Below are 12,917 nucleotides of genomic sequence, written 5' to 3'. Positions count from 1 at the left end.
GTGGCTAGGGGGGTGAGATGGAGTCTTCCAACGACAGGGACGCCGCGGGACTGCAGGCCTACGCCGACGAGCTCCGCACGACCTTCATGCGGCTCCAGAGCGAGGGGGCCGATCTCCACGCCAGAGCCAGGTCGTTGCAGGTCACGGAGAAATCGCGGGACGGGCTCGTCAACGCCACCGTGGGCTCGCGCGGTGAGCTGATCAGGCTCGACCTCGATCCGCGCATCTACCGGCACCCCGACGCCAGGACCCTCGCCGACACGATCACCGAGACCGTCCAGCGGGCCGGGGAGAAGGTCCGCGAGCAAATCCTGGAGCTCTTCTCGCCGCTGATCCCCGCCGAGCAGATGCAGGCGCATCTCGACGGCGACCTCGAAACCGTGATGGCCCAGTTGGCCGACCAGATGGGCGGGCGTCGATGAGCCAGGACGAGTACGGCATCGAGATCTACAAGCCCGTCGCCTACGAGGGCATCAGCCAGTGGTCCACGATGGCCGGCGACATGGAGCGGGAGGTCGAGCGGCTGGCCGCGGAGGTACGGGCCTGCCTCGCCACCGCACCCTGGGGTGACGGCCTGGAGGGCAAGGCCTTCTGGCAGAAGCACTTCCGCGACGACGGGCCGTACAAGATGGTCTACCGCTTCGTCGACCTGCCGAACCAGTTACGCGACGCCGGGGACCGCGCCCGCCAGGTCGTCGACAACGTACGCACCACCGACACCGGGATGGGCCAGGAAATGCTGGCCCGCGCCCAGAGCAAAGAAGTCTGACACTGAGGAGCGGATGACGGGAACGGCGTGACGACGACCAGCGGGGGACAGCCCGGTACCGGTTCCGAGGTCCTGGGCGCGGGCGGCGGCCGGCCACAGGGCTGGGCGCGCATCGACAGAGACGTACGGCCCGCCTGGGAGAACTCCACGCTTCCCGACTGGGTCAACAACTGGCTGATCCCCATGCTCTCGGGCGGCCAGAAGTGGCCCAAGGCCAGCGAACACGAGCTGTCCAAGCTCGCCCAGTCCTACGCCGCCGTCGCCGCTGCCGCGACAGTCCCGCTCGACGACGCCGGCCGGGCCGCTAGGAAGATCGTCTCCGGCTGCGCCACCCCGTCCATGTACGGATTTGTCGGGCGGGCCCAGGAGTTGTGCGGGCCGCAGGCGGGCATGGTCGGCATCGCCCGCGACGCCGAGGCCCGCTCGCTGGAGGCCGGCAACTTCGCCATCGAGACCCAGTACTCCAAGCTCTCCGTCAACGTCGCCTTCTGGGTCACGGTCGTCGCCATCGCCATCGCCCTGTTCGTGGCGTTCTTCACCGCCGGCTCCTCCGCGCCGCTCGTCGGCCCCTTCGCCACCGCCGCGCGCGCCGCCATCACCCGCATCCTGTCCAGGCTCGCCGCCATGGCCGGACGCGAGGTCGGCGCCGCGGGCCTGGCCCGCCTCACCGTGCTCAGCGGCGCCACCGGCCGCGCCGCGCTGCTAAGGCTGCTGTCCACGCCGCTCGGCAAGGAACTCATCGAGGAGATCGGCGAAGAGACCTTCATCGACGCCATGGCCCAGTGGCAGCAGATGAAGATGGGCACGCGCATCGAGTGGGACTGGAAGAAGACGGCCGCCTCGGCCGTCGGCGCGGGCGTGGGCGCCGGGGTCGGCATGTGGCTGACCAGGCCGATCTCCCGGGTCACCCGCTATGTGCCCGGCTTCGGAGGACGGGCGCTGACCACCGGCATCACCAACGCCTTCGCCTCGCCGCTGGGCAGCCTGGCCGCCAACACGATCGTCTACCAGCAGCCGCCGGGCAATCCGTTCACCGGGGAGGCCATGCTGGGGGCGTTCATGGGCGGCGTGGGCCGTACCGGGACGATCAGCCCGTTCAACCCTGATGTCTTCACCGCGGTGACCCACCCGCTGTCCTCGCTGGCCTCGGCCAACGACCTGGCGAACGCCGCCGACCAGGCACGTTCGGGCGACACGCCCCCGCCGCCGTCATCTCCGCCGGGCACCGGCAGTGGCCCCGGCACCAACCAGCCGGGCGGCCCGGTGCCGACCGGCGGCATGAACACCGCCCCCGGCACCGGCGCGAACAACCCGAACAACCCCGGTACCCCCGGCTCGCCCGGCCGCACCGGCCAGAGCGGCCAGAACCCGCAGCAGCCGGGCCCCGACCCCGCCACGCGCACCGGCCGCAACACCACCACACAGCCAGCCCCGAACGCCCCGCAGCCCGACCCGAACGCGGCCCCCGCCCCCGACCCCAACGCGCCCCAGCCCCCGGACCCCAACGCGCCCCGGCCGCAGGCCCCCAACACCTCGCAGAACCCTTCCGCGAGCACGGGGTCCGGGCAGCACACCGGCTCCGGCCAGCCCCAGGCCCAGCCGCCCGCCCCCGACCCCGGCGCCGCACCCGATCCCGACCCCGCCCCCGCACCCGACCCCGACCCCGCCCCCGCACCCGCGCCCGACCCCAGCGCCCCGTCCGCTCCGGACCCGAACGCCGCACCAGCGGCTCCGGACCCCAACGCGGCGCCCAGCCAGGCCCCGAACGCGGCCTCCGCACCGGATCCCCAGGCCGCGCCCACTCCTGACCCTGGCACGTCACAAGGTCAGGCCACCGGCACGGGGCAGACGTCCGTCCCCGACCCCGGCGCCGCCCCGGCCCCCGACCCCAGCGCCGCCCCGGCGCCCGACCCCGGAGCGACCCAGACGGCCACCTCGGGCCCGGACCCCGCCGCCCAGCCGATCCCCGGTACCACCCCGGATCCCGCCCTCACCCCGCAGCCCGGCCAGCCGCCTACCCCCGTGCCGGGAACCACCCAGCAGACCGCCCAGAGCGGCAGCCAGACGGGCAATCAGACGGCCCCCGCCCCCTCGCCCGCCCAGAAGCGCAACGCCAAGTTGGCCGCCAAGCAGGCGGTCGACGAGGCCCTGCTCCACCTGGCCCCGGAAGGCCTCTGGCTCCAGGACGGCAGTGTGCTGCTGGCCGACGACGGCGGCCGGGCCGTACAACTGTCGGCTGAAGCGCTCGCCGAGGCCACGCAGTCGCTGGAGCAGAACGCCACGGACGGCGCGCGCGAGGACCGCCTGCGCGCGCAGGCGGCGGCGTGGCTCGGCGCGGAGATGGCGCGGGCGACCGGGAGGCCGGAGGCGGAGGGCGCGCTCGACGCGCTGGCCCTCCTCGCCCAGCGCTCCCCGCAGACCAGGCAGGCCGCGACCGAGGTGACCCACGCGGTGCTCGCCGCCAACCCCGGCACCCGCGCGAGCACCCTCGTCGAGGACAACCCCGCGCGCGACCTCGGGCTGGCCCCCGGCTACCACAAGTCCGCCGCCGACGAACTGACCGGACGGGTCACGGCGCTCGCCACCCCGCAGACCACCACCCCCGCCCCGAGAACCACCCGCAGGACGCCGGCCACCGCGCCGCCCGGTCGCCGCCGTCCGCGCACGTCACGGGCGGTGCCGGGGACGCCGTTCGCCGCGGACACCCGTCCCACCCCGTTGAACGACCTCGCCGACCCCGAGGCCAAGGCACTGATCACCGGCAATGAGATCAAACCCGGCGACTTCGGCGGGGACGTCCGCTCGATCGTGTGGTCGGACTCCGGCCCGCAGATCCGGGTCACCTCGGAGGGGCAGGGCACCCAGCACTTCGAGGTGCGCTACGAACGGCCGGGCCTCGGCACGCACGCCACCGTCACGGTCGGGGCGGGCACCGCCGCCGACCCCCACGTGGTGCACCTGTCGCCGCGCCTGCACCCCGGCCTGGTCTCCACGACGCTGGTCCACGAGATCACCCACGCCATGCAGGACCTGGCCGCGCCCCCGAAGCAGGGCGTGATCAGGAACGCCCTGGACCGGATGGCCGGCCGTACCACCGACGCGTGTGTCGCCGCCCGCTACAACGAGCACCGCCACCTGGCCAGGCGCTACCTGGAGACGAACGACCCGGCCAAGCAGCGCGACCTGCTCGACCTGCTCCAGGTCATCGCCGAGGACCTGGAACGCCGCGGCGCGAGCGCGCCGGTGTCCCCGACGGTCACCGGCGACCAGGGCGTACGCCCACCGCCGCCGCCCGCCCCCGAGACCCCGGTGGCCGCCGCCACCAAGCTCGCCCAGGACCAGGCGGACTCCCTGGCACAGGCGGTCGCCGGCCTGAACGCCCGGATCGCCTCGCACGCGGAGACCGCCAAGAAGGCGAAGAAGGCCTACTCCCAGGCCCGATTGGACGTCCATAAGGCGGGCAAGCAGCGCGACAAGTTCGCTACCGAGCGCGCGCGCAAGGCGGAGGCGGAGGCGAAGAAGCAGCAGGAGATCCAGCGCCGCCACCAGCGCATCATACGCGCCTACGTCGATGCGCGGAAGGCCGCGCAGGCGGCGCAGGAGGGCTACGCGAAGCTGGCCGCCGACCTGGGATGGCTGAAGACCGCCACTCCCAGCGTCGTGGCCGCGCTCGCGAACGGGCTGGCCGACACGGAGGCGACGGCCAAGAACCTGCTGGACGCCTATGACACGGCCCTGCGCGAGGCGGTGCCGAACCGGGAGATCCTGCCGAACGCGATGGCCACCGGCCGGCTGCCGCACATCACGAGGCTGACCGAGCGCCTCAACGCGGCCATGCGCGCCCAGGGAGTCGACCAGACCTTCACCCCCGACCAGCTCCAGCGAGTGCTGAAGGCGCACTTCCGGCGGCTGGTGACGAAGGAGGGCGCGGTCCTGCGGGTCGGCGTCCACCACCAGGGCGAGTTGCTGATCAAGCTGTCCACCGGTGAGATGGTCGAGGTTCTCGGGCATCCGGCACGCGCTTCCGAGATGATGATCGGGCGCCTGCCGCAGGGCGGTCTGGCGGTCGCGGCGGCGATGGCCCGCGTGCACGTACTCAAGGCCGGCGCGAAGTCGAAGCGCCTGCTGCCGTTCCTGAAGTTCCTGGACGAGGGCTCGCCGATCAGGGGGTTCGCCGAGGGAGTGATCACGGCCTTCGGGCCGGGCGCCGATGTCAGCCACGCCCGCACCCGGTCGGTGAACGGCAGCTCCAGCGACTACGTGGTCGGCGGCGCCGTCGAGGACAACCGGGGCGAGTCCACCCTGTTCGCCGCCGAGGCCGAGTGGCAGATCCACATCCGCACGTCCCAGAAGGGCGGCTGGAAGAGCGTCGACGCGGTGAAGACCGGCACCAGGAGCGACGCCAAGGACGTCCGGATGTGGGTGGGCATGGCGCACACCGACCGCTCCGACGGCAAGTCCGTGACGATGTCGGAGCTGCAGGCCCGGTTCCCCGGTGCGGTGTCCAACCTGTCCGAGGACTTCCCTCCGCACCTGCTCCTGGCGATGAGCGGCACCGAGAAGATGTTCGAGGACGCCGTGGCGGCGCTGGGCGGCGACGCCGACATGGGCACCGATGTCCGCCACCAGCTGCGCACCTTCCTGTACGAGAAGTGGCACAGCCAGATGGCCAGGTCCATCAACTCCGGCGTGCTGGGGAAGATCACCAAGGACGGCCGGCCGTACGCCCGGCTCGAAGTGGTCACGAAACCCGTGTACGCCCAGGCCCGCCGGGTGGGCGTCTCCACCGACGAGCGCTGGAAGGAGGACCTGGGCGTCGCGGTGAGCACCGCGAACGGTGGCCAGTCGTTCGGGTTCTCGGTCGACGGCTCCGTCAGTGGCGAGCGGGCACTCACCTCCCTCGGCGATGAGGTCGAGGAGCTCATCGACACCGACGCCGAAGGCAAGTGGAACGCCGGAGCCGGCCACGGCAGGTCCAGGTCGGAAGGGGTGAGCGCGGGCGGCACCGCGTTCAAACCCGTGGTGGACCGCAGCATGGAGCACCAGCAGAACATCATCGTCGGCTACACGGCCGAGCTGCGGATCACGCTGGAGAGCGGCACGTCGCCGGACCCGGTTGAGACCGAGGGCGAGCTCCACATGGTCGTGGCCGAGTCGGCCGCGGCCCGCGCGGACCTGCCCTTCGACCCCGCCGCCGTGATGTACGGGCCGGACGGCACCCCGCGCCGCGACAGCCAGGGCCGCATCCTCCTGCGCGACGACCCCAAGGAACTGGCCAAACCGATCAAGGACGAGAACGCCCGGCCGATCTGGCAGGGGGACCAGCGGCACCAGATCCCCGACTCGGTGTTCGCCCTGGTCAAGGAGGTGACGAACCTTCCTGACGTTCTCCAGGACACGATCGAGGAGCTCCGCGATGCCGGCCTGCTACCCAAGCTCGTCAACGGCCGGCCGGTGTTTCCGCTGGACGACGCCCTCAAGGCGGCCTCCCAGTTCGACAACCTGGTCGAGGTGGCCGACCAGTTGTCCGACCTGCGCGTCAGGACCGGTCTCAACCAGGCGATCCAGCAGAACATTCACTTCGACCTGACGCTCAACAGCCGCTTCCACTCCACCCGGCACTTCACGGTGGAGGTCGACCTCAGCGCGGACCTCGACACCACCAAGGTCGTGGCCACCACCGACAAGCAGGCGCTGGCGCTGCTCAACATCGGCTCCAACACCGGCGTCGCCTCAGAGGGACACGGCCGGTCCGCCGGAGTCAACGGCGGGGTGAGCGCGGGTCACAGCCCCGGGAAGGACACCGAGGGCGCCAAGTACGGCGCCAAGGCCGGCGGCGGCGCCGGGGTCAGTAAGAACAGCGGCTCCAGCCTGGGTGACACCGGCAACGACGTGACGCTCATCGAGACCTCGACGCCGATGGCGGCTTCCCAGACCGAGGGACGGATCAAGGTCTTCCTGCGGGAGGAAGGCAAGGCTCCGCTGGAGCTGTCCAACCGGCCCGTGCTCATCAAGATGATGACGCCGGTCGACCTCCTGCTCGACCCCAGCCGCCCGCCGGGGGAGTGGCAGACGATCCCCGTGGATCTGATCGACCAGGCCACGCTGCTCCACGTCGACACGCGTGGCTTCCTGGACGCGGCCAGGAAGCTCCTGCCCCGGCTGATGGGCTGGGGTTCGCCCGCCTTCCACCACATCGCCGCCTTCCTCGGGGTGCACAACGTCTCGGCGCACCCGTTCAGGAAGTCGCCGTACATGACGCGCTTCGCCGTACGGGGACAGGGGCGGCTCGGGGCGGCGCACGGGCGGCTCACGCTTCAGTGGAACCTGGGCCAGATGCAGTTCCTGACGTCGAGCCCGCTGGTGATCGGCGACATCTTCCTTCAGCTGTTCAGCCAGGGCACCTCTCTGGGCACCTCCTCCAACATCGGCGTCAACGGCGGCGGAAACTACGGCTTCCAGGAAGAGGACAACGGCGGCTTCGGCGGCAGCACCGGCACCAACGGCTCCTGGAACCAGAGCCGCAACGCCTCCCGGCTGCTGATCTGGGGACGCGAGCGGCTGACCATCGACATCGGCCAGCAGTACCTCTTCCGTGCCACGGCGGAGTTCCCCATGTCCGCCTTCGACCCCGGTGACCGCGCCGGCATCAGGACCGTGACCGTGGACGGCCGCACCGTGCTGTTCTCGGTGCCGGAGGAGGCCGTCCTGCGAATGTACGCGCGGGGTGACATGCAACTGCCCCTGCACCAGGTGGCCGACGCCGTGGAGCGCTTCCTCGACGGGAACCTGGAACTGGACCGTACGGTCGCCGCCCCGCTGACCAAGCGCTACCTCATGGCGCTGCAGGCGCACAACGCCGCGGGGAATCCGGAGGTCCCGCTGTCCGACCGGCACACGCCGAAGGCCCTGTACGACCAGGTGGCCACGCTGCCCGGCATGGCGCCGCTGAAGCAGGCGCCGGAGGGCTCGCGCATGACCAAAGCACGTGAGCTGGCCGCGAAGGTGCGCAAGGTGGTCCTGCGCCATCCCCTCGCCACCCAGATGGGCGGGACCAAGTTCCAGAGCACCACGTTCACCCACAAAGGCAAGCGCACCGAGATCTTCGACGCGGTTCTCGACGCCATCGAGGAGGTGGCGCCCGGTTCACTGCTCGGCGACCCGGCCGTCGTGGACAAGCTGGACGGCTCACTGTCCGGCAGGCGCTGGCGCGGGAAGATCGACAACATGCTCGGCCGAGGCCACAAGGACACGTTCACGATGCGGGTCGGCTCGACGGGCAGGACCGAGCGGTTCACCGTCAAGGTCAGGATGGAGCTGGACCCGGACTCCGCCGAGGACCTGGGCCCGACGAAGGCCACGGTGCCCCTCGACCAGGACTACACCTACGAGGAGAACGGCGTCACCGTGTCGGTCGGCCGCAGCCTGGGCACGGAGCTCGGAGGCGCGGACTCGGAGACCTCGGGCGGCCAGGACATGTCCGCGTCCACCGACAGGAACCGCTCCCGCTCGGGCTCCTACTCCGACCAGGAGACGTCGGTGGAGCGCTACGGCGGCCCCGCCGACATGCGCCGGATCCAGCAGACCGGCAGGGTGATCATCGAGGTGGAGCGCAGGCCCGTGCGCAAGCGCTTCTGGAACCTCAGGACGGGCACGCGCCGCCTGGCCGACCAGGCGATCCACCCCGGACGGCCCGCCGAGACGAAGGTCGTGCTCGACGTGGAGATGGTCCGCCTCATCGAGTCCGACGAGGTCATGGCGGCGGAGAACGCGCCGGCCGTCCCGGCCGCGCCGGCGCGGACCGACCCGCGGCAGATCTTCCGGCTTCCGGTCACGACGAAAACCGAGACGGTGGTGACCGACGGCTCGATCGGCAGGAACCTCGCGAAGGCGTTGCGCGCCAGGGGCTTCAGCAAGCGCGCCGTGCGCGAGCGCATGAACGAGCTTGAGGCACTGGTCAACGACCTGGCGCTGACGGTCCTGTTCGACCGCATGGCGGGCCAGGGCGGGCTGACCAACGGACGCCTGAACGGGCCCACGGCCTCCGGCACCGCCTTCGACATCGGCCTCAGCGCGCGGCCGCACGTGAACGCGGTCGTGGTCGGCCCGCTCGACGAGCGAGAACTCGGCCGCATCCACCGCGTTCAGCGGATGGCCAGCGCGTCCACGGGCCGCAGCAGGCTGCTGCCGGTCAGCAGGGGCTTCGGCGGCGACAACGCCGAAACGACGCTGAAGGGCGGCTACAACGTCGGCGACCAGGCCAGCGACCGCGTCACCACGTCAATGGGCAGCCGCGACGAGGCCACCGACCATCAGCGCGGAAAGATGATCAAGGTCGAGTTCCACGTCGCCTACGACGGGACGCTGACCCAGATCACCCGGACCCCGCGCGGGCGCGAGAACCGCTCCACCCCCGACCACCTCCCCAACCTGGGCACCGCCACCGTGGTCGTCGCCATGTTCGAGGGCGACTTCAAGCAGATGATGGCCGAGGCCGAAGCCGGCGTGCCACTCGGGTCCGGCTGGGCCTTCACCCCGCCCTCACTGAGCCACGGCACCATGCTCCTGGAGGGGACCGCCACGGCGGCCGACCCGCTCGCCCCGCTGGTCGAGGCCAGGCAGAAGGCCTTCGACGAACAGGTTCCCGTCCACCTCACGGTGACCGAGCACGACGGCACCGTGCGCGGCTACCTGTTCGGCCCCAACGGCACCGTCCGCAGCGACGAGCGGGACCTCGGGTTCGCCGAGGCGTTCGGCACCGTGCCGGAGCAGCTCGTCCAGCTCTCCCGCGACAACAACCTGGACCTGCGTCACCTCTTCCACACCTCGCCCGTGGAAGGCACGCTGTCGGACAAGATCCGGGCCGAGCTGGACAGCCGCCAGATCTCGTACGCGGCCCCCGCCCCCGCGTTCCCGCCCGCCTCCGCGACGCCCGCCTCCGGGACGCCGGCGTCCTCTCCCGGCGGCACGCCCGCGGCGGGCAGCGCCAGCCAGGCCTCGCCCGGCCCGTCGGCGCCGCCCGCGCCGGGAACCCCCGGCCCGTCCGCGCCGTCGCCCGCCCTGCCCGGCTCGCCGTTCGCCCTCGACGCGCGCCCGGCCTCGATGCCCGACCTGGACCACGACGAGCTGGCCGCCATCCAGCTCACGCCGGGCTCCTTCGGCGGCACCGTCACCGCCCTGCGCTGGCTGGCCGACGGCGCGACCATGGAGATCGTCACGTCGCAGCACGGCATCCTCTACGTGCGCTTCACCATCGGCGACCCGGGCGCCGCCGACAACGCCAGGATCTCCACCGGGACCACCCAGGACGAGCCTCTCGTGGTCGTGGTCCGGCCGAGGCTGCACCCGTACGCCGTCGAGTCCACGCTCGTGCACGAGATCAGCCACGCCGTGCAGGAGGAGGTGGCCAACCAGAAGGGCCGGAGCCAGGGCGTGGTCCGTACGTTCCTGCCCGGCGAGCACATGCGCGAGGGCCAGGACCACTGCCTGACCCCGCGCCTGCACGAGCACGCCCACCTGTCCGGCCTGTGGAACCGCGCCACCGACGCCGTGGCCCAGCTCAACCTGGCCCAGGCGATCGAGGCGATCGCCGCCGACATCGAGGCCAGGGGCCACCCGGCGCCGCCACCGCCGTGGGGCGACGGCCCGCGCGTGAAGACCGTGCCGCGCCAGGGCTCGATCGCCGACCTCCTCAACACGGGCGCCGGCCCCGTGGTCGACTCCGCGACCGCCATCGGCGCGCTCGACACCTCGCCGGCCGCGCTGGACCGCCTGGCCAACGCCGCGGGCGTCACCTCCATCACCCCGGCGGGACCGGGCCGCTTCACCGTCGAGTGGCCGGGCGGCAGCCTGGAGCTGCTGGTCTCCAAGTCCGACGCGCCACCCGGCCAGGTGGACGTCTTCCCCCAGCTCGGCCTGCCGGGCCGGCTCGTGCTGGAGGTCTCCGCCTTCAACGCCGCCGAGGTCCTGCTCAAGACGGCCACGCGGATCGCCCGCCAGAGTGCCGGGCTGCCTCCCGGCGGCATCATGAACGACGGCTCGCTCCCGGCCGACCCGGCGATCGGCGCCGACGACGTCCCCGCGCTCGTGCGCGTCAGGACCGCGGTACGGGCGCTCGCCGAGGCCCCCAAGCCGCTGCGCGCCCAGCGCGAGAACGAGCTGCGCGAGGCCGCGGCCCAGGCCGGGCTGAAGGTCGGCGGCATCGAGGCGCGCACCCGCATGATCCTGGCCGCGCGGGCGGGACAGCTCGCGCCCGTCCACGTCAACGCGCTGTACTCGGTCTTCGGCCAACCGGCCGGCCCGCCCGTGCGGGCCGCCGCCGCGGCCGTCGCGCGCGCCGCCGAACAGGCCGGCGCCGAGATCAAGGTGTACGGCGACGCACTCCTCGACCTCGTCGTCCCTGGGCGGCAGCCGGTCGCCATCGAGCTGTCGGCACACCGGGCCACCCGCGGCGAGCCGCTCACCGTGACCGTCCACCGGGGCCTCGCGCGCTACCAGGTGGCCGCGCTCGGCTCGTTCGGCGCCATCGAGCGCGACGCGGCCGGAGAAGCGGCCGCCCTGATCAGCGCGCTGCGGGGCGTGCCGGCGGGCGCCCCCATGCTCAGGCGCGACCCGCCCGCCGATCCGGCCACCGCCCCCACCACGCTGTCGGTGGAGGACCACAAGGCGATCGCCCGGCTGCGGGAGGCGGTGCGCCAGGTCGACACGGCCACGCCGTACCAGAGACCGGCGCGGTTGCGTGTGCTGGTGGAGATGGCGACCTCGCTGGGCGTGGGCGACGACCCGCACCTGCGCGGCCAGCTTCCACCGGCCCTCGCCGACGCCCTGGTCAGGCTCGTGGACGGCCGCGGGCGCGTCGACGAGCGCGTCTCCGTCCGCCAGACGATCCGCGAGCTCCTGGACGGCCGCACGCCGCCGACCGACCGGGCCGAGCGGGCCCGCCGGGACGCCAACGGCACCGGCTATAACCCCTACGAGTGCCTCTGCCCGGATGACGAGCCGTGCGTGTGCGGGTACCGGTACCGCACGAGCGGGTTCCCGGTCCCGGCCGAGCAGGTGAATGCGCCATGATGGAGGCGGACGAAGGGACGGTCATGGGATTCGCGGTGGCGCGGACGAGGGACGAGGCGCACCTCTATCTCGACCTGAACCCGTGCGAGCAGTGCGGCTCCGTCGAGACGACCTGGAGCAGGGGACTGGTGGACGCCGAGGGCGAGCGCGCCGACCGCTACGCCGGGCGCTGCCAGGGCTGCGGCACCGAGCGCGAGTTCCTGTTCGGCCTGCCCGCGCGGCCCGTCATCCCGGCCGGCTACCCGACCTTCGGCGGCCCCGAGCCGTCGGAGCTGCTCGACGCCGGTGAATGGCTGTGGGTGGCCGACCTGAGCGCGGGCAACGTGCCCGTGGACGACTCCGCCGAGGCCAGAAGGGCACTGTCGATCGCCGCCGCCGCCGTGGATGAGGTCGTCAAGTTCATCCGCCCCGGCGACGACACGGCGCCGGAGACGGCCTTCTGGTCCGACCGCGGACTGGAGCTGCGGGCCCGCGAACCCGGCCGGTTCGACCTCGACCGCCTGCTCATCGTCAGGGACACCTACCGGAACCTGGTGGCCGAGTATGCCTGAGCGGGCCAGGTCGCTGGCCGAGGGCTACGTCTACCTCGACCTGGCCGTCCCGGAAGGTGGCGAGACGCCGGAACCCGAGACGGGCGAGGACGCCTGGACGCTGCGCCTGGGCACGGTCGAGGTCGAGGTGTCCTACGAGGGGGAGCGCGCCGCGCGCCGGCACGAGCTGCGCTTCGGCCCCGGCATCTCCCGGCTGATCGACGCCGGGCAGTGGGTGGTCGTCGCCGGCGTCTACGCGCGCCGGGCCCTGGCCGAGGACCTCGAGTTCGCCGCCGGCCCCGCCGGCGACGACGCCTACGAGAGCGTCGTCGCCGGGTGGGAGCTGGCGGCCGATGCGGTGGCAGAAGCCCTGCGCTTCGTCCCCATCGGCGCCGACCGCCCGCCCGACGACGCCTTCTGGACCCGGACGGGCAGGACCGTCCACCGCGAGAACCCCGAACGCTTCACCAGGCAGGCGCTGGAGGCCGACCTGGCCTACTACCGCCAGAACCTCGACGACTTCCGGCGCCTCCACGAAGCCGGCTGAG

The 12,917-nt window shown here is 72.5% G+C and carries 5 protein-coding genes; all 5 read left to right on the top strand.

The window, feature by feature from the left end:
• Positions 1-17: 17 nt before the first annotated feature.
• From ACIBKY_RS20295 to ACIBKY_RS20275, 5 genes are read left to right on the top strand one after another with little or no spacing between them, the layout of a single operon-like run.
• Positions 18-422: a YbaB/EbfC family nucleoid-associated protein gene (locus tag ACIBKY_RS20295; protein ID WP_397098197.1), complete on the top strand. Its 405-nt coding sequence runs from the start codon at positions 18-20 to the stop codon at positions 420-422.
• Complete coding sequence (locus ACIBKY_RS20290) at positions 419-769, top strand: hypothetical protein (RefSeq protein ID WP_397098195.1); 351 nt, start codon at positions 419-421, stop codon at positions 767-769. The genes ACIBKY_RS20295 and ACIBKY_RS20290 overlap by 4 nt, the downstream gene beginning before the upstream one ends.
• A gap of 27 nt (positions 770-796) precedes the next feature.
• The gene (locus ACIBKY_RS20285) at positions 797-11,839 is read left to right on the top strand and encodes a hypothetical protein (protein WP_397098193.1); all 11,043 of its coding nucleotides are present in this window, start codon (positions 797-799) and stop codon (positions 11,837-11,839) included.
• Positions 11,836-12,390: a hypothetical protein gene (locus tag ACIBKY_RS20280; protein ID WP_397098191.1), complete on the top strand. Its 555-nt coding sequence runs from the start codon at positions 11,836-11,838 to the stop codon at positions 12,388-12,390. The genes ACIBKY_RS20285 and ACIBKY_RS20280 overlap by 4 nt, the downstream gene beginning before the upstream one ends.
• Entirely contained in the window at positions 12,383-12,916 is a 534-nt protein-coding gene (locus tag ACIBKY_RS20275; RefSeq protein ID WP_397098190.1) for a hypothetical protein, read from the top strand. Before ACIBKY_RS20280 ends, ACIBKY_RS20275 begins: the two co-directional genes overlap by 8 nt.
• The last annotated feature ends 1 nt before the right edge of the window (position 12,917 follow it).

It is taken from the genome of Nonomuraea sp. NPDC050394, assembly GCF_044459065.1.
GTDB lineage: Bacteria > Actinomycetota > Actinomycetes > Streptosporangiales > Streptosporangiaceae > Nonomuraea.
Note: the sequence above shows the minus strand (reverse complement) of the source record. Positions and strands in the feature narration are given on the sequence as shown.